Origin of the sequence: Cellulosimicrobium sp. SL-1, from assembly GCF_011033075.1 — a bacterium.
Classification (GTDB): Bacteria; Actinomycetota; Actinomycetes; order Actinomycetales; family Cellulomonadaceae; genus Cellulosimicrobium; species Cellulosimicrobium funkei.
In genome coordinates, this window is sequence record NZ_JAACJC010000011.1 from 1 (window position 1) to 22,749 (window position 22,749).

Annotated in this window: 18 protein-coding genes and 1 rRNA gene; 6 read left to right on the top strand and 13 right to left on the bottom strand. The window is 75.3% G+C overall.

Translation table 11 applies throughout. The features are described from left to right. Together GWJ10_RS16520 and GWJ10_RS16525 are read right to left on the bottom strand one after the other, a co-directional pair. Positions 1–216, bottom strand: a 16S ribosomal RNA gene (locus GWJ10_RS16520); the annotation flags it as partial. Between the two features lie 538 nt (positions 217–754). Then, positions 755–1,777: a WYL domain-containing protein gene (locus tag GWJ10_RS16525; protein WP_163188610.1), complete on the bottom strand. Its 1,023-nt coding sequence runs from the start codon at positions 1,775–1,777 to the stop codon at positions 755–757. A 93-nt stretch (positions 1,778–1,870) separates the two neighbouring features. Between GWJ10_RS16525 and GWJ10_RS16530 the strand changes: the two genes are divergently transcribed. Continuing rightward, positions 1,871–2,980, top strand: a complete 1,110-nt coding sequence (locus GWJ10_RS16530) for an ATP-binding cassette domain-containing protein (RefSeq protein WP_163188612.1) — start codon at positions 1,871–1,873, stop codon at positions 2,978–2,980. Next, entirely contained in the window at positions 2,977–3,828 is an 852-nt protein-coding gene (locus tag GWJ10_RS16535) for an ABC transporter permease (protein WP_163188614.1), read from the top strand. The genes GWJ10_RS16530 and GWJ10_RS16535 overlap by 4 nt, the downstream gene beginning before the upstream one ends. 12 nt (positions 3,829–3,840) lie before the next feature. Here GWJ10_RS16535 and GWJ10_RS16540 read toward each other — a convergent pair whose 3' ends face one another. The 3 genes from GWJ10_RS16540 to GWJ10_RS16550 all read right to left on the bottom strand — a co-directional run bounded on the left by GWJ10_RS16540 (position 3,841) and on the right by GWJ10_RS16550 (position 6,537). Then, positions 3,841–4,485 carry an aspartate/glutamate racemase family protein gene (locus tag GWJ10_RS16540; RefSeq protein ID WP_163188615.1) on the bottom strand — a complete coding sequence of 215 codons (645 nt, stop codon included), beginning with the start codon at positions 4,483–4,485 and terminating at the stop codon, positions 3,841–3,843. 127 nt (positions 4,486–4,612) lie between these two features. Continuing rightward, entirely contained in the window at positions 4,613–6,067 is a 1,455-nt protein-coding gene (locus GWJ10_RS16545; RefSeq protein ID WP_051877000.1) for a DUF4357 domain-containing protein, read from the bottom strand. Positions 6,068–6,216: 149 nt separating this feature from the next. Next, positions 6,217–6,537 (bottom strand): MTH1187 family thiamine-binding protein, encoded by a 321-nt coding sequence (locus GWJ10_RS16550; RefSeq protein WP_021483491.1) that lies wholly within the window; start codon positions 6,535–6,537, stop codon positions 6,217–6,219. A gap of 86 nt (positions 6,538–6,623) precedes the next feature. Between GWJ10_RS16550 and cofD the strand changes: the two genes are divergently transcribed. After that, a complete protein-coding gene (gene cofD, locus GWJ10_RS16555; protein ID WP_163188617.1) occupies positions 6,624–7,577 on the top strand; it encodes a 2-phospho-L-lactate transferase in 954 nt (317 codons plus the stop codon). Then, positions 7,570–8,451: a 2-phospho-L-lactate guanylyltransferase gene (locus tag GWJ10_RS16560; protein WP_241005872.1), complete on the top strand. Its 882-nt coding sequence runs from the start codon at positions 7,570–7,572 to the stop codon at positions 8,449–8,451. The genes cofD and GWJ10_RS16560 overlap by 8 nt, the downstream gene beginning before the upstream one ends. A gap of 20 nt (positions 8,452–8,471) precedes the next feature. Here GWJ10_RS16560 and GWJ10_RS16565 read toward each other — a convergent pair whose 3' ends face one another. The 4 genes from GWJ10_RS16565 to GWJ10_RS16580 are packed head-to-tail and all read right to left on the bottom strand — an operon-like array spanning position 8,472 to position 11,479. Then, complete coding sequence (locus GWJ10_RS16565) at positions 8,472–9,218, bottom strand: hypothetical protein (protein WP_163188619.1); 747 nt, start codon at positions 9,216–9,218, stop codon at positions 8,472–8,474. Further along, positions 9,215–9,832 carry a nitroreductase family protein gene (locus tag GWJ10_RS16570; RefSeq protein WP_163188621.1) on the bottom strand — a complete coding sequence of 206 codons (618 nt, stop codon included), beginning with the start codon at positions 9,830–9,832 and terminating at the stop codon, positions 9,215–9,217. The genes GWJ10_RS16565 and GWJ10_RS16570 overlap by 4 nt, the downstream gene beginning before the upstream one ends. Positions 9,833–9,872: 40 nt before the next feature. Beyond that, positions 9,873–10,436: a GNAT family N-acetyltransferase gene (locus GWJ10_RS16575; protein WP_163188622.1), complete on the bottom strand. Its 564-nt coding sequence runs from the start codon at positions 10,434–10,436 to the stop codon at positions 9,873–9,875. 59 nt (positions 10,437–10,495) lie between these two features. Next, complete coding sequence (locus GWJ10_RS16580; RefSeq protein ID WP_163188623.1) at positions 10,496–11,479, bottom strand: aldo/keto reductase; 984 nt, start codon at positions 11,477–11,479, stop codon at positions 10,496–10,498. 109 nt (positions 11,480–11,588) lie between these two features. Between GWJ10_RS16580 and GWJ10_RS16585 the strand changes: the two genes are divergently transcribed. Next, positions 11,589–13,235 carry a PLP-dependent aminotransferase family protein gene (locus tag GWJ10_RS16585; RefSeq protein WP_163188624.1) on the top strand — a complete coding sequence of 549 codons (1,647 nt, stop codon included), beginning with the start codon at positions 11,589–11,591 and terminating at the stop codon, positions 13,233–13,235. Here GWJ10_RS16585 and GWJ10_RS16590 read toward each other — a convergent pair. The 4 genes from GWJ10_RS16590 to GWJ10_RS16605 form a co-directional block, all read right to left on the bottom strand. Then, complete coding sequence (locus GWJ10_RS16590) at positions 13,210–15,009, bottom strand: oleate hydratase (protein WP_163188625.1); 1,800 nt, start codon at positions 15,007–15,009, stop codon at positions 13,210–13,212. The genes GWJ10_RS16585 and GWJ10_RS16590 overlap by 26 nt on opposite strands. Positions 15,010–15,204: 195 nt before the next feature. Then, positions 15,205–18,123 (bottom strand): FAD-binding and (Fe-S)-binding domain-containing protein, encoded by a 2,919-nt coding sequence (locus tag GWJ10_RS16595; RefSeq protein WP_241005878.1) that lies wholly within the window; start codon positions 18,121–18,123, stop codon positions 15,205–15,207. Between the two features lie 801 nt (positions 18,124–18,924). Then, entirely contained in the window at positions 18,925–21,027 is a 2,103-nt protein-coding gene (locus GWJ10_RS16600; RefSeq protein WP_163188626.1) for a YhgE/Pip domain-containing protein, read from the bottom strand. Continuing rightward, positions 21,024–21,920, bottom strand: coding sequence for a hypothetical protein (locus tag GWJ10_RS16605; protein WP_163188627.1), 897 nt, complete (start codon positions 21,918–21,920; stop codon positions 21,024–21,026). Before GWJ10_RS16605 ends, GWJ10_RS16600 begins: the two co-directional genes overlap by 4 nt. Positions 21,921–22,033: 113 nt before the next feature. Between GWJ10_RS16605 and GWJ10_RS16610 the strand changes: the two genes are divergently transcribed. Further along, positions 22,034–22,744: a TetR/AcrR family transcriptional regulator gene (locus tag GWJ10_RS16610; RefSeq protein WP_163188628.1), complete on the top strand. Its 711-nt coding sequence runs from the start codon at positions 22,034–22,036 to the stop codon at positions 22,742–22,744. Positions 22,745–22,749: the final 5 nt, after the last annotated feature.

Below are 22,749 nucleotides of genomic sequence, written 5' to 3' on the forward strand. Positions count from 1 at the left end.
CCGAAAAACTTTCCAACCACCCCCATGCGAAGGCGGCTCATATCCGGTATTAGCCCCGGTTTCCCGGAGTTATCCCGAAGTCAAGGGCAGGTTACTCACGTGTTACTCACCCGTTCGCCACTAATCCGCCCAGCAAGCTGGGCATCATCGTTCGACTTGCATGTGTTAAGCACGCCGCCAGCGTTCGTCCTGAGCCAGGATCAAACTCTCCGTAAATGAACAACGCCCACCACCAGGGCAAACCCCGGCAGTGAACAATCCATACGAAGCGAACCCCAACAGGGTTCACAAAACTGGCATCAACACGAAAGATGACATCATCTTCCGAAATCAACCAAAGGAATCCCAGACACAACCAACCCAACCACCCGGACGGGCAACCAGGCCAGCCATGCCACAGGGACAAAAAATTTGGCATTGACTAACAAGCACACTGTTGAGTTCTCAAACAACCGACACACACCGCCTCCGACCTCGTTCCCGAGGCCCTTGCGCGGGGCGCTTCCTTCGTTCTGAATCCTACCAGACCCGGCCGTTCGTCCCGGACCGGTGAAAACCGGATTTCCGTTAAGAAATGTACCTGATCCAGACACCCTCACCGCACTCACGGCGCAGCACTGTGCTCCGAGAAATCTGGTGGGAGTTTCGCCCGGGGGACCAGCCACTTCGCATCTGCTCCGAAGAGCTGTGCCGTGGTGTCTGTTCCTCCCTGCCGGGCGACCTCGAGAACATTACGGGGTCGCGGGCCAGGAGGTCAACTCGCTCCCTCGTGACCCGGCTCACCCGGCTCACCCGTCGCCGCCGCTCGCGCGCGCTCCCCCAGGACGCGCACGGCCTCGCGCAGCTCGGGCGGCCCGACGACGTCGAACGGCACGTCGAACATCGCGCACCGGGCCGCGAGCCCGCCCCAGGACCAGGAACCGGTCGTCAGGCGGCACCGCCCCTCCCCCGCCGGCTCGACGACCGCGTCCGCGCCCGCCCACCGCGCCACCGACGCGGCGTCCGCGTGGAGCTCGACGGTCCCGCGCACCGGGTAGCTGGTCGTGGCGAACCGCTCCACGACGAACGCCGCGACGTCGGGCGCCGGCAGCGCGCGCGGCGCGAACCGTGCCCCCGTGCCCTCGCGCGGGACCATCCGGTCGACGCGGAACGTGCGCCAGTCCTCCCGGTCGAGGTCCCACGCGACGAGGTACCACCGCCCGCCCCACGTCGCGAGGTGGTGCGGCTCCGCGCGCCGCGGGGCGCGGAACCCCGCGGCCTCCGGAGCACCCGGCGCGTGGAGCACCTCACCGGTGCCGCCGTCGTAGTCGAACCGGAGCACGCGTCGTTCGCTCGCCGCCGTCCCGACGGCGACGAGCACGTCGGGACGCACGGTGGGGAGCTTCTGCTCCCGGCGCCCCGGCACGGCGGTCACCTCCAGAGCGTCGATGCGCGTCCGCAGCCGCGCGGGCATCACCTGCCGGATGGTCGCGAGCGCCCGGGCCGCGGCGTCCTCGACCCCGGGCAGCGCGCCCGTGCGGAGGGCGACCGCGACGGCGACGGCCTGCTCGTCGTCGAACAGGAGCGGCGGCACGTCCGCCCCGGCGTCGAGCCGGTACCCGCCGTCGGGGCCCTTGGTCGCGCGCACCGGGTAGCCCAGCGTGCGCAGCCGGTCCACGTCGCGCCGCACGGTGCGCGGGCTCACCTCCAGCCGCTCCGCCAGCGTGGCCCCCGGCCAGTCGCGGCGCGCCTGGAGCAGCGAGAGGAGCCGCAGCAGTCGTCCCGAGGTCTCGAGCATGGCTCCAGCGTCGCACGAGGTAGAGGACCGAACGTGTCCGCTACCCGGAGCAGGGTCGTTCCCGACGCACGCACCGCACCCAGGAGGAGCACCGTGATCCGGACCAGAGCACTGACCAAGGACTTCGCCGTCGGGCGGGACGAGAGCCGCACCGTGCACGCCGTGCGGGGCATCGACCTCGACGTCGCGCCGGGCGAGCTCGTCGCCGTCCTCGGCCCCAACGGGGCCGGCAAGACGACCACCCTGCGCATGCTCACCACGCTGACCCGGCCGACGTCGGGCACCGCCACCGTCGCGGGACACGACGTCGTCGCCGAGCCGGACGCCGTCCGCCACCGCATCGGGTACGTCGGGCAGGGCAACGGGGCCGGGCACGCGCAGCGGGCCGTCGACGAGCTCGCGAGCCAGGGCCGCATCCACGGCCTGGACCGCCGGACCGCCCGGCGACGCGCCGACGAGCTGCTCGACTCCCTCGAGCTCACGGCGCACGGCACCCGCAAGGTGTCCGACCTCTCCGGCGGGCAGCGCCGCCGGCTCGACGTCGCCATGGGCCTCGTGCACGCGCCGTCGCTCCTCTTCCTCGACGAGCCGTCCACGGGTCTCGACCCGCACAACCGCGTGAACCTGTGGGAGCACGTCCTGCGCATGCGCGACGGCGCCCGCGCGACGACGGGCGAGCCCATGACGATCGTCCTCACGACGCACTACCTCGACGAGGCCGACACCATGGCCGAGCGGGTCGTCGTCGTCGACCACGGGCGCGTCATCGCCGACGACACGGCCGCGAACCTCAAGGCCGAGCTCGCCGGGGACCGCGTCCTCGTGACGCTCGCGCCGTCGGGCGGTCGCGCGCACGACGACGCCGCCCACCTCACCGCGCTGGCCCGCCGCGTCGAGGGCTTCCGCGAGGTGGCCCGCACGCCCGAGGGCGCGGGCGCCGTCGGGCCCGACGCTGGGCCCGACACCGGGCCGGACGCCGGTCCCGGCAGCGCACCCGCGCTCGAGGTGCGCGCCGAGCGGGGCGACGCCTACCTGCCCCGGCTGCTGCGCGCGGCGGACGCCGCAGGGATCGCCGTCGACACCGCCCAGGTGCGCCGGCCCACGCTCGACGACGTCTTCCTCGCCCTCACCGGGCGCAGCCTGCGCGAGACGGGCGCCTCCACGAGCGCCGACGCCCACCCCACCGAGAGGACCGCAGCATGAGCACCGTCACCACGACCCCGACCATGCCGCGCACGGCACCGAGCCGCGCGCACGCCCCACGCCGCGGCCTCGCCGCCTTCGCGCGCGACACCGGCATCGTGCTCGTGCGCGAGCTGCGGCCCGTGCTGCACGACCCGTTCTCCGTCCTCTTCGGGCTCGTCCAGCCGGTCGTCTTCCTCGCGCTGTTCGGACCGCTCCTCGTCGGGTCGCTCGGCGGCACGACGACCGGCCAGGAGGTCCTGGGCGGCAACGTCTGGCAGTGGTTCGTGCCGTCGATCCTCGTCATGACGACGCTGTTCGGGACGTCCACGACGGGCGCGAACCTCCTCGTCGAGCTGCAGACGGGGGCGCACGAGCGGATGCTCGTCGCGCCGCTGTCGCGCGCGTCGCTCCTCGTCGGGCGCGCGCTCAAGGAGATGGTCCCGATCGTCGCGCAGTCCGTCGTCGTGGTGCTCGTCATGCTGCCGTTCGGCTTCGAGCTGCACCCCGCCGGCGCCGTCGTGGGGCTGGTGCTGCTCGCCGTCTTCGGCGTGGGGATCGGCTCCCTCAGCTACGCGCTCGCGCTCGCCGTCCGCAAGCAGGACTGGATGTTCTGGGTCGTGCAGCAGACGCTCGTCTTCCCGCTCATGATCCTGTCCGGCATGCTCCTGCCGCTCGAGACCGGACCCCGCTGGATGCAGGTCGCGTCCGACGTCAACCCGCTGCGCTACGTGGTCGACGCCGAGCGGGCGCTCTTCGCGGGCGACCTCACGGCGTCCGCCGTCGCGTGGGGGTGGGTCGCCGCCGTCGTGACGGCCGCCGTCGGGCTCGCCGTCGGGATCCGGACCATGGTGCGGACGACCGACTGAGCGGGGCGCGCGTCAGGCCCGGGCCAGCTCCACGGCCCGGGCCACCGCGCTGCCCGGGCTCGTCAGCACCCGGACGGGCACGTCGGCGAGCAGCGGGGCGGCGGGCGCCATGCTCGCCTGCGCGAGCACGACCACGTCGGGCCTGCGGCGCGCGACGGCGTCCCGCACCGCGTCGGCGACGGCCCGGTGGTAGGCCGTGAGGTCGCCGGCCTCGAACGCCGCCCAGGCGTCGCCGCAGACGACCGGCTCCAGCTCGACCTGCGTCCCCGCGCGGCGAGCCGCGTCGGCGAGGAGCTCCGTCGTCGGGGCCAGCGTCGAGGCGAGCGCGACGACCACGGCGACCCGGCCGCCGTCGCGCACCGCCTCCGCCGCGAGCGGCGCGTCCACCCGCACCACGGGGACCACGGACGACCCCCGACCGGCGCTCTCCGCGACCGGCCCCAGCGTCGAGCACGTGCACACGACCACCGACGCGCCCGCCGCGGCGAGCGCCTCGACGTGGGCTCGCACCCGCGCGGCGACGGGCACGCCCCCGCGCGCGGCGTCGAGCAGGGGAACGTCCACGCGATGCGTGTGGCCCTCCCCCGGCGCGACCTCGTCGACGAGCGCACCGAACGTCGCGACGTGGACCTCCGCCGTGTGCAGGAACCCGATCACGCGTGCCTCCGGTCGTCGTGGTGCGGTCCCGGGGCGCCGGGGCGAGATGCGAGAAGTGGCCCCTGCGGCGAGTCCGCCAGGGGCCACTTCTCCCGTCTCACGCCAGGAGCGGTCCCGGCCCGCGGGCTCAGGCGGTGTGCTCGCGGAAGGCGTCGGTGAGGGTGGGGCCGTCGTCGGTGCCCAGGCGCCAGACGCTCCAGCCGTCGGCGGTGTGGGTGCCGGAGACCGCGACCGCGGCGAGGTCCGGGTGGCGGAACCGGGCGCCGTCGGACAGCTCGATGAAGCCGTCGGGCTGGAGCACCGCCTCGAAACGCTGCCCGCGCCGGGGCCGCGACCAGACGAGCTGGCGCGGGGCGCCGAACGCGCGGGCGAGCGCGACGAGGTCCGGGTCGTCCTCGGGGCCGAGCGGCAGGTCGGCCGCGGGCGGGGACGGCACCGGCGCGACGTCGCGGCTCCTCGACGGAAGGTCCGGCCCCGTGCCGAGGTCGACGGGCGGGTGGTACGACAGCGGGTCGTACGGGCGCTCCTGCGCCGGGCTGCGCTGGTCGCCGTACTCGTGCGTGAGGTACGACTCGCGCGTCCGGATCGACTCCCGGGTACGGATCGACTCGCGCGTGAGGATCGAGGTGCGCGGGGCCGGCGCCTCGTCGGCGCCCTCGACCGGGCGGCGGTCGGCCCAGGCCGTCGGCGCGGGCTCGGGCGCCGTGCGCGCGGTGAGCGGGTCGTCCAGGGGCACGAAGTCGAGCACGGGCGGCTCGGCGCGGCGCGGCTCGTCCGTCGCGGCGAGGGGGGCGAGCTGGCCCGTCTCGTCGGCCGACGTCGGCGCGACGCCGTAGGTGGTGCGGGGCTCGAGCTCGGCGGCCCGGCGGCGCTCCGCCCGGGACCTCGCGGCCTGACGCGTCACCACGGGAAACTTGCCGGTCAGGGCTCGGCCCACGGCGACGCCGTCCGCGAAGTCGGAACCGGGGGCGACGGCACGGCCCCGCGGGGGCTCGGGTGCCGCGGGTGGCGCGGGGTTGTCGCGCGTCATCGCGAGCGGGGACACGTCGACGAAGCGGCGGCCGTCGGCCCCGTGGACCACGCCGAGGCGCAGCACCGCGACCGGCGAGCCGGGCTGGCGCAGGAAGTCGAGCGCGTCCTGGATGCCGGGCGCGGCGCTCGAGCAGATGACGATGAGGCGCGCGCCCGTGGCGCGCGCGGTCGCCTGCGAGCGCGTGAGGGGCACGTTGTCGTAGAACGCGGCGACGTCCTGCTGAAAGCGCGACGCGCCGCCCGTGTAGCGCGCGGCGAGCTCGGCGCGCGTGAGGCGACCGGCGCGGCCCGCGTGGTTGAGCGCCGCGGTCAGGGCCTCCTCGGTGAGCTCGGCCGTGACCTCGATGACGACCGGGAGCCCCGCCGCGTCGAGCGCGAGGAGGTGCGGCTCGTCGTCGGACGTGCCCTGCGCGACCGGGAAGATCTGCTCGCCCAGCAGTCCCTCGAGGTTGCCGTCCACCACCCGCTGCGCGTCCGTCCCGAATGCTCCTGCCTGCTGGGGCGGCTGGACCAGTACGGGACGCTCGGCGTCCACCTCGAAGAGGGGCATCGGGGGTTCTCCTGCAGCAGCGGAAACGCGACCTGGGCGGGGGCGTATGCGCCATAGCCTACGGGGGCGGGTCAAGTCCCTCGAAGCGGGCGAACCGGTGCGCAAGGGCCGTCCGGCCCCGCCCTCCGGCCCGGGCGTCACCCGCCCGGTCAGGCGTGCCCGGTGTCCTCCGACTCGGCCGCGAGCCGCTCCTCGACGCGCTCGACCTTGCCCGTGAGCTCGCCCGTGCGACCCGGGCGGATGTCGGCCTTGAGGACGAGCGACACGCGGTGACCGCCCGCGCCGACGGCCTCGGTCGCACGCTGGATCACGGGCATGACGACGTCCCAGTCACCCTCGATCTCGGTGAACATCGACGTGGTGCGGTTCGGCAGGCCCGACTCGCGGACGATGCGGACGGCCTCGGCGACGGAGTCCGCGACGGACTCGCCGGCACCGAGCGGGGCGACGGAGAAGGCGAAGACGGCCATGGGTCCATCGTGGCACGGCGCCGCGCCACGGGCCGGGGCACCGGGCGCTCCCCGAGGGGACCGTGCTCCGACGTAGGCTCGTCGTCGTGACAGCAGAACACCGCACCGACCGCGTCACCGTGCTCGCGGGCGGGGTCGGCGGGGCCCGCCTCGCGCACGGTCTGGACCTCGCGGGGACGGACCTCACGGTCGTCGTCAACGTGGCGGACGACGTCGAGCTGCACGGGCTGTGGATCTCGCCCGACCTCGACACCGTGACGTACACGCTCGCCGGTCTCGCGGACGAGGAGCGCGGCTGGGGCGTCGTCGGGGAGACGTACGCGGCCCTGGAGGCGATGGGCCGGCTCGGCGAGGACACGTGGTTCACGCTCGGCGACCGCGACCTCGCGACGCACGTCGTGCGGACGGCCCGGCTGCGCGCGGGCGCGCCGCTGTCCGACGTCACGGCGCAGCTCACGGCCGCGCTCGGCGTCCGGGGGCGCGTGCTGCCCGTGACCGACGACCGCGTCGCGACGCTCGTCGACACGCCCGCCGGGCGCCTGGGGTTCCAGGAGTACTTCGTGGGCCGCCGGCACGCGGACGACGTGCTCGGTCTCGTCTACGACGGCATCGACGCCGCGCGCCCGGCGCCCGGCGTGCTCGACGCGGTGACCGACGCCGACGTCGTCGTGGTCGCGCCGTCGAACCCGTTCCTGTCGGTGGAGCCGGTGCTGGGCGTCGCGGGCGTGCGGGAGGCGCTCGCCGGGACGTCGGCGCGACGCGTCGCGGTGAGCCCGATCGTGGGCGGTCGCGCGCTCAAGGGCCCGGCGGCGCAGATCCTCACGACGCTCGGGCACGAGGTCTCCGCGCTCGGCGTCGCGCGCCTCTACGTGGGCCTGGTCGACGTCATGGTCATCGACGACCACGACGCGCACCTCGCGGACGCCGTCCGCGCGCTCGGGATGGACGTCGTCGTGACGGACACGGTCATGGGCGGCGCCGAGGGCCGCGAGCGCCTGGCGCGCACGCTGCTGCGGACGGCGGGGATCGCGCGTGGGTGACCTCGTGCTGCCCGACGGCGGCCCTCGCCCGGGCGCCCCGGGACTGGCGCGCGTCGTGGCGGTCGTGCCGCTGCGCGACGGGTCGTCGGGGAAGTCGCGGCTCGCGCACGTGCTCGACCCCGCGTCGCGCAGCAGGCTGATCGGCGTGCTCGCGCGGCACGTCGTGGGGACGCTGCTCGCGAGCGACGGCGTCGAGCGCGTGGTCGTCGTGACGTCCGACCCGCGGTTCACGTGGCGGGCGCTGCGGGACGTCGTGGTCGACGAGTCCGCCGACGCGGCGCACGCCGCGTCCGACGACCTGCCCCTGCTGACCGCCGACGCCGACCGGCTGCGCATCGTGCTCCAGCCCGCGGACCGGCCCGGTCTGGACGCGGCGGTCGAGCTGGGCCGGGAGATCGCGGAGGAGGCCGCGGCGCAGGACGCGGCGGCCCCGGGCCCGGTGCGGCTCCTCGTCGCGCACGCCGACCTCCCGGCGCTCACGACCGCGGACGTCGCGGCGCTGCTCGCCGAGGACGCCCCCGTCGTCGTCGCGACGGACCGGGTCGGCGCGGGCACGAACCTGCTCGTCCTCGGACCCCCGGCTTCCGCGCCGTCGAGCACGACCGCGGTCTCGGGAACCGGCGCAGGACGCCAGGAACCTCGCGCTCGGCCCGACGGCGGTCCCGGCGGAGGGGGGTTCCGGTTCCGGTTCGGGCCGGGCAGCCGCGCGGCGCACGTCGCGGAGGCCGAGCGGCTCGGGCTGCGGGCCGTCGTCGTGCAGCGGCCCGGGACCGCCGTGGACCTGGACACGCTGGACGACTGGGGCGAGCTGCCCCCGCCCGTGCGGGCCGCCGTCGGGCTGCACGTCCCGGCGCTGCGCGACCACGACGCCTGACCCGGCACCCGCCCGCGCCGCTACGACGGCCAGGTACCGAGCTCCTCGGCGGGCGCCGCGAGGCCGACCCGCACGTCGGCGAGGAGGCGCTGCCACGCGCCCTCGTCGAGCGGCCCGGCGCAGTCCAGCGCGAGCACCACGGACTGCGTCGACGCGTCGCCCTCGAACGTCGGCACGCTCACGACGCGCGCCGCCCCGCGCACCCGCACCTCGCCGCGCGGGGTCGTCACCGTCCAGTCCTGGGCCACGCCGTTCACCCCCTGACGGGTCACGCCGTCGGCGAGGAGGGGCAGCAGGACGTCGCGGGGAGCCGTGAGGTCGCCGCCGTCCGCGGCGACCGTCTCCGCGAGGAGGGCGGCGGACGCGTCGTGCGGGCTCGCCGTCGGTGCCGCCGGGTCCGCCGTCGCACGTGACGACAGGACGCACGCGCCGCTCGCACCGACGACATCCCACCCGGACCGCGCGACGAGCGGGGTCGCGCCGGCCACGCCTCCGAGGCTCGTGACCTCGGGCGGAGCGGCCGTGGGCGCCTCCCCCGGCCCGGCGGAGGCGCCCGCCGTCGGCTCGTCGGAGCCACCCGGAGGCCGCTCCGGGTCGCCCGAGGCGGTCGGGTCGTCGGCCGGGACCTCGGCGGGCGGCCGGTCCGTCCGCGTCGCGGACGCCGCGCCCGTCGGGTCCTCGGGCGTCGCGCTCCCCGTGCACGCTCCCGCGCCGAGGACGGCGAGCGCGAGCCCGACGGCGAGCGCCCCCGCCCGCGAGCCCGTCACGACCGGCCTCCCCAGCGGCCGCGGTGCACGACGTCGTCGAGCGGCTTGCGCGCGCGACGGCGCGGCGAGCCCGTGGCCGCCCGATCGAGGGGGTGCCCGACGGCGACGACCCCCGTCGGCGCGTACGCGTCCGGGATGCCGAACGCCGCGCGCAGCCGTCCGACCTCGCCCGGCGCGACGCCGAAGAAGCACGCGCCGAGCCCTTCGTCGACGGCGGTCTGGAGCATGAGCAGCGCGGCCATCCCGGCGTCGACGTGCCAGTACGGCACGGCCCAGCGGTTCTCGTCGCGGTCCGCCCAGCCCTTGTCGTCCTCGGCGTACCGGTCGAGGTAGACGTCCTTCGACGTGAGGACCACGACGAGCACGGGCGCGGTCCGCATCCCGGCGAGCCACGCGCTCATGCTCCGCTCGGGCTGATAGGGCGAGGTCGCGGACCAGAAGCGCGCGACGTCGTCGGGCTCGGTGAGCACGAGGAACGACCACCCCTGCGCGAACCCCGCGCTCGGCGCGCGGACGGCGTTGCGCACGAGGCGGTCGACGGCGTCCGGGTCGACCGGCTCGTCGGTGAACCGGCGCACCATGCGCCGGCGTCGGACGACGTCCTGGAACTCCACGCGGCCCCCTCGGCACGGTCCGGGATCAGGTCCCCGCACCCTATCCGGCGACGCGCCGCGTCATCCGCAGCTCGAGGAGGCGGGGGTCGCTCGGGAGGGGCTGGGTCTCGCCGGTCGGCGCGAAGCCCGCGCGCTCGTAGAGGCGGAGCGCGGGAGCGTTGGTCGCGGTGACCCAGAGCGCGAGCGTGCGCGCGCCGAGCCCGGCCGCGAGGTCGTCGGCGCGCGCCAGGAGCGACGCCGCCACACCGCTCCCCCGCGCGCCGGGCTCGACCCACACGGACACGAGCTCGGCCACGGTCGGGTCGTCGGGCGAGGGAACGACGGCCGCGACCCCGACCACGGGACCGGGCGACCGGCCGCTCCCGGGCGGGGCGCCGTCGTCGGACTTGCCGCGGTCGCCAGGCGGGCCGCCGTCGGGGACGGTGCGCGCGAGGAGCGTGCGCCCCTGCGCCGCGCGCTCGCGCCACACGCCGTCGGGGAAGGCGGCCTCGCGCGCGAGCGTCGAGCCGAAAGCGGACGGGGCGTCGGCGAGCGCGCGCAGGCGGACGTCCCGCAGCTCGCGCCAGTCGTCGGGCCGGATGCGCGCGACGATCGTGGTGGGCATCGGCCCATCGTGGCAGCCCGGCCCGGCGTGGGTGCGCCGGGCCGGGCCGCTCGGCCGGCTCAGGCCGCGTCGAGGCGCGCGCGCAGCTCGGGGTCGAGCTCCAGGTCGGCCGCGCCGAGGAGGTCGTCGAGCTGCTCGACCGTGCTGGGCCCGATCACCGGGATCACCGCGTGCTCGCCGCCGAGGAGCCACGCGAGCGCGACCTGGTTCGGCGTCGCGCCGAGCTCGCCCGCGACCTCGTGCAGGAGGCGGATGCGCTCGCGCGTGGTCGGGTGGTCGAACCCGTCCCAGAGCGGCTTGTCCCGGCGCACGTACGCGCCCTGGAGGATCGGCGAGTAGGCGGTGACGGCGAGCGGCGGGCGGCCCTCGACGCCCGTGGACGCCGCGTAGTCGAGCAGCTCGTACGACGCCCAGTTGTGCCGCCCGGGCTCGGGCGTCGGGTAGGCGTAGGTGTAGTTCTGCTGGACGAGCCCGTAGGGCGTGACGCCCTGGCGCAGCGCCTCCTCGCGCGCCTCGACGACGCGCCACAGCGCGACGTTCGAGATGCCCGTGATGCCGACGACGCCCTCCGCCTGGAGCTTGCCGAACGCGCCGACGGTCTCGGCGAGCGGCGTCCCGTGGTCGTCGACGTGCCCGTACAGCACGTCCAGGTGGTCGACGCCGAGGTGGCGCAGGCTCTCGTGCGCCTCGTCCGCGACGACGTCGGCGCCGAGCCCCTGGAAGTTCGTCGGCTCGACGTTCTGCAGCGGCAGGGCCGGGTCCTTCTTGGCCGCGCCCAGCTTCGTCGCGATCCGGACCTCGTCGCGCGCACCGCGGCTCGCGAGCCAGCGGCCGAGCAGGTCCTCGCTGTCGCGGCCGTGGCCGTCGGCCCAGAAGCTGTAGTTGTTCGCGGTGTCGAGGAACGTGCCGCCCGCCTCGCGGTAGCGGTCGAGGATCGCGAACGAGGTGTCCTCGTCGACGAGGGTGCCCATGTTCATCGTGCCGAGGCACAGGGTCGACACCTCGAAGGAGGTGCGCCCGTCGCCGATGGTGCGGTACCGCATGGTGGTCTCCCTGGGTCTGTCGGTGGTCCGAGCGGCCCGTGGTGGCCCGTGGTCTCGGTGACGTGCTCCACGCTAGGGAGGCATCGGCACGGGTGTACGGTCCGATGCCATGGCCGTCGACCAGACCAATCTGCCGTCCGACCGCCCCGGGCCGACGGCGGCGCTCGCCTGGGAGGCCCTGCTCGACCTGGGCACGGGGCCGGGGTCCCGCGTCGAGCGGCTCGAGCGCGCGGTCCGCGACGCCGTGCACGCCGGCCGCGTCCCCGTCGGCGCGGCGCTGCCGCCGAGCCGACAGCTCGCCGAGTCGCTCGGGGTGTCGCGGTGGGTCGTCACGGAGGCGTACGGCCAGCTCGTCGCCGAGGGCTTCCTCGAGGCGCGCACCGGCTCCGCGACCCGCGTCTCCGCCGCAGCCGGCGCCCGCTCGACGAGCCCGAGGGAAACGAGCGCGCTGGGCGAGCGGCCCACGAGCCCGGCGGGAACGACGGCGCGCGCGGGCCGTGGCGGGCCTGGCGGGAGCCGCGAGGAACGAGCGGCGGACGGTAGACCCGCGCGCTCCGTCGTGGACGCCGGGCGGACCGACACCGGCAGGACCCACGCCGCGCGCGCCCGGTTCGACCTCGCGCCGGGCGTCCCCGATCTCCGGCACGTCCCGCGCGACGCCTGGCTCCGCGCGGCACGCGAGGCGCTCGGCACGTCCGGCGGGACGGCGTCGAACGACGACCTCGGGCAGCCCTCCCCCGCCGGGCACCCGCACGCGCGCGCCGTCGTCGCCGGCCACCTGCGCCGGGCGCGCGTCGTCACCGGGCCGGACGACGCCGTCGTACTGACGCGCGGCGCGACGGACGGCATGGCGCGCGTCGCCGCCGCGCTCGTCGAGGCGGGCCACACGCACCTGCTCGTCGAGGACCCGAGCTGGTCGGTGCTGCGCGACGTCGCAGCGCGCGCCGGTCTCACCCCCGTCCCGGTCCCCGTGGACGCCGGGGGCGCGGACGTCGGCGTGCTCGTCGACGCGTCCCGGCGGACGGGCGCGCGGGCCGCGCTCCTCACGCCCGCGCACCAGTTCCCCACCGGCTCAGCGCTCGCGCCCGAGCGGCGCGAGGCCGTCCTCGCCTGGGCGCGGGACGTCGACGGCGTCGTCGTCGAGGACGACTACGACGCCGAGTTCCGCTACGACCGCCGGCCCGTCGCCGCGCTCCAGCAGCTCGACCCCGACCGGGTCGTGCTGCTCGGCTCGGTGAGCAAGACGATGAGCCCCGCGTTCGGCGTCGGGTGGATGGTCGTGCCCGCCCGCTGGCGCGAGTCCGTCGCGCGGGCTGCCGCCCCGCACGGCCCGACGGCGGCCCCGTCCACCGTCGACCAGCTCGCGTTCGCGCGGCTCGTCGCGTCCGGCGGCTACGACCGGCACCTGCGCGCCGCGCGCGGGCGCTACCGCCGCCGTCGCGACGCCGTGCTCGACGCCCTCGCCCGCGAGCTGCCCGGCGCCGCGGTGCGCGGCATCGCGGCGGGGATGCACGCGCTGCTGTCCCTGCCGGGCACGCCCGACGATCCCGCGCCCGACGCCGCGCACGTCGTGCGCGAGGCCGCGCGGCGCGAGGTGACCGTCGTCGACCTGCGCCGCTACCAGGTGCGCCCCGCCGAGCGGTCGACGACCCTCGTGCTCGGGTACGGCAACCTCGCCGACGCCCGCGTCGACGAGGCGGTCGCCCGGCTCGCCGACGCGGTGCGTGCCGCTACTCGTCGTGGGACAGGAGGCTGAACTCGGCGAGCAGCTCGCCGATCTCGGTGGCGTCCACCTTCTTCTGGAGCCGGTCGCGCAGGATCCGCGGCCCGGGGATGTCGAGCTCCTCGCCGTCGCGCAGGGCGCTCACCGCGGCGAGCAGCTTGCGGACGTCGTACGTGCTGTTGAAGACCTCGGGCACGCCGCGCTCCAGGTCGAGCAGCTGGTAGGCCGCCTCCATGCCGGTGCGCACGGAGTACTCGGTGGTGAAGATCGTGTCCCGGGTGGTCTCGGCGAACTGGCCGATGAACGCGAAGTTGCGGGCGCCGTCGGGCACGACCTGGGGCCGGTCGCCCGCGTGCCGGGGCATGAAGAACGCCGTGACGTACGGCATCATCACGGGCACGCAGCTCGCGGCCTCGGCGGCGAGGGTCGGGATGTCGGCCTCCGGCACCCCGAGGTGATAGAGCCACTCCTGCGTGATCTCCTCGCCCGTGCACTCCTGGAGCGACTTCTTCACGTAGTCGCCCGGGGTGTCCACGAACAGGCCGTAGACCCACACGACGATCTCGTCGGGCGACTGCGCCTTGAAGTGCGGCTGCCGGTTGACGGTCCAGCTCATCAGCCACGCCGAGTCGCGCGCGGTGACGATGCCGCCGGTGACGACCGTCCCGCTGAACGGGTCCCGCCGGCAGATGCGCTCGATGTGCTCGGGGATGCGCCGGTCGAGCGTCGTGACGGTGGCGGACTGCCACTTGGTGAGCGGGATGTCGGTGCTGAAGACGTCGGGCCGGCCGAACGACGGGTCCTTGGCCGCGACGCGCCGCCACAGGTCCCACGCGGGCGCGGGCCCCGTGTCGAGGCGCGCGGGCGTGTGCTGGTCGCCGTTGTCGGAGTTCTCGGTGAGCGAGCCGATGGTCGCGATGACGAGGTCGTCCTCGCCGAGGTCGATCGTCCGCTCGACGGCGGCCCCGCCGGACTCGTGGGCCGCCGCGTGGTCCAGCAGGTGCAGCCGCGTGGCGACCTTGCGGTCCGGGGCGAGGTCGAAGTCGACGTCGGTGACCTCGACGTGGAACCGGAACGTCACGCCCTGGCCCATGAGCCAGCGCGTGAGCGGCAGCACCATCGACTCGTACTGGTTGTACTTGGTGAACTTGAGCGCCGAGAGGTCGGGCAGGCCGCCGACGTGGTGGATGAACCGGTGCAGGTAGAGCTTGAACTCGAGCGCGCTGTGCCACTCCTGGAACGCGAACATCGTGCGCCAGTAGAGCCAGAACTGGCTGTCGAGGAAGTGCCGCGACATGACGTCCTCGATCGACTTGCCCTCCATGTCCTCGCGGCGCGCGAGGAAGATCTTCGTGATCTCCTTCTGCGCCTTCTCGTCGAGGCGGAACAGGTTGTCGAAGTGCGCGTCCTTCCCGCGGTCCTCGGTGACGCGCTGGAGCGAGAAGTTCGGGTCGTCCTTGTTGAGCCAGTAGAACTCGTCGAGGACCGAGACGCCCTCGGTCTCGATCGACGGGACGGAGCGGAACAGGTCCCACAGGCACTCCATGTGGTCCTCGAGCTCGCGCCCGCCACGGATCACGAACCCGCGCCGCGGCTCCTTGATGCCGTCGAGCGCGCCGCCGGGGAGTCGGAGCCGCTCGTAGACGGTGATCTTCTCCCCCGGCACCTGGCCGTCGCGGACGAGGAAGCCCGCCGCGGACAGCGACGCGAGGCCCGCTCCCACCAGGTGCACGGACCCGAGCCGGTCCGTCCGCTCCGGCCTGCGCGGTCGCGCGAACGCCTCGTAGTTGCCGCTGGAGTAGTACATGGCCTGCCCCTCACCGCCGACGACGTGGACGGAGCACCGCCCGCGGTGGTGCTCCCCTGCCATGCTCGCGCCGGGGTCGACGGACCGCACCTCGGTGCGCGCACGCACCCCAGGGGACTCGCGCCCGTGCGGGGCCGGGGCGGCCGTGCGCCGTCGGGCGGCGTGCGCCGTCGGGCGGTCGGCCGCCCGACGGGCTCAGAGCCGCTCGGCGAGCAGCTCGACGAGGGCCTTGCCCTGCACGCCGGCGAGGTCGTCGGCCTGCGTGCGGCACGAGAAGCCGTCCGCGAGGTACACGTCGCCGGGGGCGGCGTCGCGCAGCGCGGGCAGCAGCGCGTTCTCCGCGACGGCGACCGACGTCTCGTAGTGGCCCTTCTGCATGCCGAAGTTGCCCGCGAGGCCGCAGCAGCCGGCGAGGACCTTGATGGTCGCGCCCGCGTCGCGCAGGAGCCGCTCGTCGGCGGCGAAGCCCATCACCGAGTGCTGGTGGCAGTGCGGCTGCACGACGGCGGTCACGTCCGACAGGTCGGGCACGCGCCACCCGGACTCGCGCCCGGGCGCGGTGTCGACCGAGGTGAGGAGCTCGGCGAGCGTGCGCGTCGCGGCGGAGACCGCCTGGGCGCGCGGGTCGTCGGGGAACAGGTCCACGAGGTCGGAGCGCAGCACGGCCGTGCACGACGGCTCGAGCCCCATGATCGGGATGCCGTTCACGGCGTACGGGCCGAGCACGGACAGCAGGTTCTCCAGGCGCTTGCGCGCGCCGTCGAGCTGGCCCGTGCTGATCCACGTGAGGCCGCAGCACGCCTGCTCGTCGGGCACGACGACGTCGTACCCCGCCGCGGTGAGCACCTTCACGGCGGCCTGCGGCACGCCCGGCGACATGTTGTCGCTGAACGAGTCGGTCCACAGGACGACCTTCGGGCGCTCGTCGCGCACGGGGCGGCCGGGCTGCTGCCCGATGCGCAGGCCGGGCACGCCCTGGGTCGCGCCGCCGCGCCTCCACCACGTGCGGAACGGCACCTCGGCGAACTCCGTCATGGAGCGGCGCGTGTCCATGCCGCCCGCCCACAGGACCGCCTTCGCGAGCGGCCGGAACCCGAGCAGCTTGTTGGCCAGGCGCGGCATGCCCGTCGCGAGGCGCGCCCAGACCGGGAGCCAGCCGAGCGAGTAGTGGTCGACGGGGCGCAACTTGCCGCGGTACGTCCGGTACAGCACCTCGGACTTGTACTGCGCCATGTCGACGCCCGCGGGGCAGTCGCTCGAGCACGCCTTGCAGGACAGGCACAGGTCGAGCGACTCGCGCACCTCGGGCGCCGCGAGACCGCCGACGAGCGTGCCGTTCACCGCCTCCTGGAGCACGCGGGCGCGCGCGCGCGTGACGTCCTTCTCGTCCTTCGTCGCCTGGTACGACGGGCACATGAAGCCGCCCGCGGCGCTGGTGTCGGCGCGGCACTTGCCGACGCCGACGCACCGGTGCACGGCCTGCGTCATGTCGCCGTGGTCGTGCGCGAACGAGAATCCCTGGTAGCCGGCGCGACGCGAGATCTTCGTGACCTTCGCGGGCGCCGCCGTGCTCGTCCCGGGTGTCCCCGGCGCGCCGACCTTCGACAGCAGCGGGTGCGCGTGCGGGCGGCGCAGGTCGTCGTCGACGGCGCTCGGGCGCACCACGACGCCCGGGTTCATCACGTCCTGCGGGTCGAACAGCGCCTTGAACCGCTCCATGAGCGCGATCGCCTCGGGGCTGTACATGACCGGCAGCAGCTCCGAGCGCGCGCGGCCGTCGCCGTGCTCGCCCGAGAGCGAGCCGCCGTACTTCGCGACGAGCTCGGCCGCCTCCAGCATGAACGTGCGCAGCACCGAGCCCGACGCCTCGAGCGGGATGTCGATGCGCAGGTGCACGCACCCGTCGCCGAAGTGCCCGTACGGCAGCCCGTCGACGCCGTAGCGCGCCATGAGCGCGTCGAGGTCGCGCAGGTAGTCGCCCAGCTTCTCCGGCGGGACGGCGGAGTCCTCCCAGCCCGGCCACGCCTGCTCGCCCGCGGGCGTGCGCCCGGCGAGCCCCGCGCCGTCGGCCCGGATCTGCCACATCTTGGTCGCCTCGGCGCCCGCGGGCAGGATCATCGTGGCCTCGCTGCCCGACGCCGCGACGATCGCCTCGGCGTTCGCCATCGCCTCCTCAGGGGTGGCGCCGCCGACCTCGACCATGAGCCAGCCGGCGCCCGGGGGCAGCGGCGGCACGGACGCGTCGCCCTTGGCGCGGCGCACGACGTCGACGAGCCGCGCGTCGAGGCCCTCGACCGCGAGCGGGTTGAGACCGAGGAAGGTCGGGACGTCGTCGGCCGCGGACGGCATGTCCGGGTAGCCGAGCACGACGAGCGTCGGCTTGGACGGCACGGGCACCAGGCGCACCGTGGCCTCGAGGATCGTCACGAGCGTGCCCTCGGTGCCGACGAGCGCCTTCGCGAGGTCCGACCCGTTCTCCGGCAGCAGGTGCTCCAGCGAGTAGCCCGACACCTGGCGCCCGAACCGCCCGAACTCCGTGCGGATCAGCGCGAGGTTCTCGCGGACGAGCTCCGCCAGTCCGGGGACCGCCGCGAACGTCGGGTCGCCCTTGCCGGCCGTGAAGCGGCGCCCGCGGCCGTCGACGACGTCGAGCGCGAGGACGTTGTCGACCGTGCGCCCGTACGCGACGGCGTGCGGCCCGCACGCGTTGTTGCCGATCATGCCGCCGAGCGTCGCGCGGTTCTGCGTCGAGGGGTCCGGGCCGAACCGCAGCCCGTGCGGCGCCGCCTCCTGCTGGAGCGTCGACATGACGACGCCCGGCTCGATGCGTGCCGTGCGCGCCTCCGGGTCGACGTCGAGCACGCGGTTCACGTGTCGCGTGAAGTCCAGGACCACGCCCGGCCCGATCGAGTTCCCCGCGACCGACGTCCCCGCCCCGCGCGCCGTGACCGGCACCTCGAGCTCGCGCAGCACGTCCAGCGCGGCGACGACGTCGTCCGCGTCCTGCGGGTAGACCACGGCCTCGGGCACGACACGGTAGTTCGACGCGTCGGTCGAGTACTCCGCGCGGCGACGCGTCGCGGTGTCGACCGTGCCGCGCACGACCGTCCGCAGCGCGTCCGCGAGCGCCGTGCGCGCGGCGTCGGCCGCCCGTTCCGCCTCGCGGACGGCAGCGGCGCGCTCAGCCTCCGGCGACGTCGTCGCGCGGGAGCCGGACCGCCGCGAGCCGTTCCCGTGCTGCGAGGCGGGGGTCGTGGTGGCGTCGATCTCAGCGGACACGTCGCGATTGTCGCACCCCCTGCCCCCGACCCTCCGCCCCGTCCGCCCCCTGACCCCCGATCTGCCGAGGTAGAGCCCTGGTCTGCCGAGGTAGAGGCGTGGTCCGTCGAGGTAGAAGGGTGGTCCGCCGACGTAGAGGCCTGGTCATGCCAGACAGCGCGTGGTCACCGATCACGGCCGAGGTTGCGGCCGGCATGGGCGCCTGATGCCCGACGGCGGCCGGTGGCCCGCGGCGGGCGGGTCGCCGCTGCCCGACGTGAGCGAACGACGCCGCGGGTGGTTCGCCCAGGTGAGCGAAGACCACGGCGAGACGACGCCGGGCGGGGTGGGTGGTGGTGCCGCGTCGTGGCGGCCCTGGAACGAGGGATCGTCCGGAGTGAGCTTGCGAACGCAGGACGATCCCGACCGAGAAGGCGGGAGCGACGCGAGGAACGAGCGGCGCGGATGGTAGACGCGGCACCACCACCCACCCCGACCTCCCGACGCAACCACACGCCGTCGGGCACGAGAACCACGGCTCTACCTCGGCAGACCACGGCTCTACCTCGGCAGACCACGGCTCTACCTCGGCAGACCACGGCTCTACCTCGGTAGACCAGGGCTCTATCTCGGCAGACCTGGGCTCTATCCCGTGAGTCAGAGGACGAGCTCCGGCTGGAGCTTCTTGATGGTCCAGACGCGCTGCTTGCGGGCGGCGACCGTCGTCAGGGCGAGGGCCGCGACCAGCACGACGACGAGCACCGTGACGTCGCGCGTGACCGTCGCCATGTTGCCGCCGTAGAGGAGCTGGCGCAGACCCTCGACCGCGTACGTCATGGGCAGGAACCGGTGCATGGAGCGCAGCGGCTCGGGGATCGTCTGCCACGGGAACGTGCCGCCCGCGGTGACGAGCTGGACGAGCATGAGCACGAGCCCGAGGAACTGGCCCGCGGCGCCGAGCCAGACGTTGAGCGCCTGGAGGATCGCGACGAACGTCGCCGACACCAGCACGAGGAACAGGGCGGTCCCGACACCGTGGACCGGGTCGATGTCGAGCGCGAACTTCGTCACCGTGAACATCGCGGCGACCTGCACGACGCCGATCGCGGCCGGGGTGAGCCACCCGCCCAGGGCGGTGGCCAGGCCCGACCTCCCGGCGGCGAGGGCCCGCGACGACAGCGGGCGCACGAGCAGGAAGAGCACGTAGGCGCCGATCCACGTCGCGAGAGACAGGAAGAACGGCGCGAGGCCGCCGCCGTACGTGCCCGCGGACGACAGCGCGTCGCTCTTCACGGACACGGGGTTGCCGATGGTCTCGGCGGTGTCCTGGCGGGTCTGCTCGTCGAGGTCCGGCACCTGCCCGAGACCCTCGGCGAGCCCGTCGCGGAGCTGCGTGACGCCGTCGACGAGCTCGCCCGAGCCGTCGCGCAGCTGCGACGTGCCGTCCGCGAGCGAGGTCGCGCCGTCGGACACCTGGCGCGTGCCGTCGGCGAGCTGCGAGACGCCGTCCACGAGCTGCGGGGTCGCGGCGGCGAGCTGTCCGGTGCCGTCGGCGAGGCGGTCCGCGCCGTCGGCGGCGCTCGCGATGCCGGAGGTCAGCTGCGGCGTCGCGCCCGCGAGCTGGGCCGCGCCGTCGGACACCTGGCGCGACCCGTCCGCGAGCTGGTCGAGCTTCCCGGACGCGGCGGTCACCTGGTCGACGGCGCCCTGCACCTGCTCGCGCTGCTGGTCGAGCACGGGCCCGACCTGCGCCCGCACCTGGTCCGCGGTCGCCTGGTCGATGACGCCGTCGGCGACGAGCTGGTCGAGCCGCGCGTCGACGTCGCTGCGGATCGTGTCGAGCGTCGGGAGCACCTCGCCCGCGGCGGCAGCGGCCTGCTGCCCGTACTGCGCCACCTGCGCGTTCCCGTCCGCGACCTGCGCGGCGCCGTCGGCGAGCTGCTGGGTCTGGGCGGGCAGGGACGACGTCGCGCCCCGGAGCGTGCCGAGCCCGGACGCGAGCGCCTCCGCGCCGTCGTCGAGCTGCCCGACGGCGTCCGCGAGCGTCCCGGTGCTCGCGTCGAGACGCTCGGCGCCGTCGGCGGCCTGGCCCGCGCCGTCGGCGAGGGTGTGCGCGCCGTCGTCCGCGGTGACGAGGCCGTCGCGGAGCTGCGTCGACCCGTCGAGGAGCTGGTCCGCGCCGTCCACGGCGTCGGCGAGGTTGGTGTGGATGGACGCGAAGCCGCGCAGGAACGTGTCGGCCGCCTCCGTGCCCACCTGCTCGGCGATGGAGTCGCGCACCTTGCCGACGATCTGGTCCGCGATCGTCCGCGCGAGGTAGTTGTTCGCGTCGTTGGTGATGAGCGTGAGGCTCGCCTGCTGCGGCTCGAACTCGCCCGCGGACGCGAGGTCCGCCGAGAAGGTCGGGCCGATGACGAGCGCGGCGTCGTACCGCCCGGACCGCACGCCGTACTCGGCGTCGACCTGGCTCGTCTCGACCCAGCCGAAGCCGCCGTCGTCGAGCAGCTGGTCGGCGACGTCGCGCCCGAAGTCGCGCCGCGTCGTCGCGCCCGTCTGGGCGTCGGTGGTCGTCGTGCCCTCGTCGAGCACGACGAGCGCGGCGGGGATCTCGTCGAGCTTGTCGTACGGGTCGTGGTTCGCGAACAGGTAGAGGCCCGCGTAGAGCGTGGGGATGAGCGCCATCGCGAGGATCGCGAGGCGGGGCAGCGTCCCCGCGGCGAGGCGGCGCAGCTCGGACAGCCCGAGGCGGATCGCGGTCATCGGTCCTCCTCGGGGTCGTGCGGGGCGGCGGGCTCGTCGGTCGTGGTGGGCGCAGTGGGCGCGGTCCCGGGGACGGGCTGCTCGGGAGCCGGGCCCGGCTCGGGCGCGGGGTCCGGCCCCGGCGCGGGGTCGGGGTCCGGCGCAGGGTCGGGGTCCGGCGCGAGGTCCGGGTCCGGCGCGGGGTCCGGGTCGCGCGGCGGCTCGGGGCGCGTGCGCAGCACGACGGCCGGCGGCTGGTGGATCGACGCGCCGCGCGCGGGCGGGAGGTCCACGCCGAGGTCGCGGGCCGAGGCGCGCGTGCACTGCACGAGCACGCCGTACCCGGCGCCCGCGAGGCTCTGCGCGACCTCCCACCAGCCGGACGGCTCTCCCCCGTGCCGGTCGGGGAGCGTGAGCACGAGGAACCGGACGTCCGGGTCCTCGGCCGCGAGCGCCGCGAGCAGCGCGGTGCGCACGACCCCCGGCACCTGGTCGAGGCGCCGCGCACGGTCGGTGGTGAGGGAGTGGTCGGCGAGCCAGCGGGTCACGTCGGTGGGCAGCGAGCGGCGGCCGGCGAGCGCGAGGCCCTCGGCGACGACGTCGGCCACGGTGAGCGCGTCGTCGGGCTCGCTGATGCCGGGCACGTCGACGACGGCGGTCACGTCGCGCAGGGTCGCGGCGGCGCCGCGCGCGGGGCGGCCGGAGCGGTGCGACGGCGTGCTCGCCGGGGTGAGGCGGACCTCCCCCGCGGACGGGTCGAAGCGGCCGGTGGCGACGAGGGCGAGCGCGGTGTGCCCGTGCCCGGGCTCCCCGGCGACGAGGACGCACTCGCCCGTGGACCAGGCGAGGTCCATCGGCTCGAGCATGGGCTCGCGCCGCCCGTCGACGCGCACGTCCGTCAGCGTGATCTGCATCCGGTTCTTCCCCTCCGTGGCGTCCCGGGCCTGCCCCGGGGCGCCGTTGACTCACGGTCAACAACGCTACGCCTCTTGTTGACTCGCGGTCAACAAGAGCGTAGAACGGTGTCATGCCTCGCACGCCCACCCCCGCCGGCCCCTCCGGCGCCGACGGCTCCGTGCGCGCCCGGACGGGCGGCGCCCGCCGACGGCGCGAGCCCGCCGACCGACGGCGCGAGCTGCTCGACGCGGCCGCGCGCCACGCCGACGAGCACGGCCTCGACGCCCTGACCCCAGCGGCCGTCGCGGCCCGCTCGGGGGCGTCCAAGGCGCTCGTCTTCCACTACTTCGCGTCCACGGCCGGGCTGCGCCGGGCCGTCGCGCTGGAGGCCGTGGCGGAGCTCGAGGCGGCGACGGTCGCACCGGACGATCGTCCCCTCGTCGAGCGCCCGGCGCTCGCCGTCGCCTCCTACCTCGACGCCGTCGAGGCGCGCCGGCTCGTCTGGCAGGACCTGTGGCGCGGGGTGCTCGCCGAGGACGACGCCACCCAGGAGGCGCTCGCGCGCGTCCGCGACAGCCTCGTCGCGCGCCTGACCTCGACCGTGAGCGCCACCACGACGGACGCGCTGCCCACGACGCCCCGCCTCCGGCTGCTCGCCGCGGGCTGGGTCGCGCTCGTGGAGAACGTCACGGCCGCGTGGCTCGGCGGCGGGGACCTGAGCCGCGCGGACATCGAGAGCCTCGTGCTCGCGAGCGCCGTCGTGCTCGTGCCCGAGCTCCCCGAGCCCGCGCGCGGCGCCGTCCTGGCCATCGCCCGGGCGAACTCGCCCGCGGCGGGCTAGCGTCG

Excerpts from the sequence above, each read along its gene's own strand:
- GWJ10_RS16525 (WP_163188610.1), bottom strand. The coding sequence starts at position 1,777 with ATGCTCGAGACCTCGGGACGACTGCTGCGGCTCCTCTCGCTGCTCCAG.
- GWJ10_RS16535 (WP_163188614.1), top strand. The coding sequence starts at position 2,977 with ATGAGCACCGTCACCACGACCCCGACCATGCCGCGCACGGCACCGAGC.
- GWJ10_RS16545 (WP_051877000.1), bottom strand. The coding sequence starts at position 6,067 with ATGCCCCTCTTCGAGGTGGACGCCGAGCGTCCCGTACTGGTCCAGCCG.
- GWJ10_RS16550 (WP_021483491.1), bottom strand. The coding sequence starts at position 6,537 with ATGGCCGTCTTCGCCTTCTCCGTCGCCCCGCTCGGTGCCGGCGAGTCC.
- GWJ10_RS16575 (WP_163188622.1), bottom strand. The coding sequence starts at position 10,436 with ATGCCCACCACGATCGTCGCGCGCATCCGGCCCGACGACTGGCGCGAG.
- GWJ10_RS16580 (WP_163188623.1), bottom strand. The coding sequence starts at position 11,479 with ATGCGGTACCGCACCATCGGCGACGGGCGCACCTCCTTCGAGGTGTCG.
- GWJ10_RS16585 (WP_163188624.1), top strand. The coding sequence starts at position 11,589 with ATGGCCGTCGACCAGACCAATCTGCCGTCCGACCGCCCCGGGCCGACG.
- GWJ10_RS16590 (WP_163188625.1), bottom strand. The coding sequence starts at position 15,009 with ATGTACTACTCCAGCGGCAACTACGAGGCGTTCGCGCGACCGCGCAGG.
- GWJ10_RS16600 (WP_163188626.1), bottom strand. The coding sequence starts at position 21,027 with ATGACCGCGATCCGCCTCGGGCTGTCCGAGCTGCGCCGCCTCGCCGCG.
- GWJ10_RS16605 (WP_163188627.1), bottom strand. The coding sequence starts at position 21,920 with ATGCAGATCACGCTGACGGACGTGCGCGTCGACGGGCGGCGCGAGCCC.
- GWJ10_RS16610 (WP_163188628.1), top strand. The coding sequence starts at position 22,034 with ATGCCTCGCACGCCCACCCCCGCCGGCCCCTCCGGCGCCGACGGCTCC.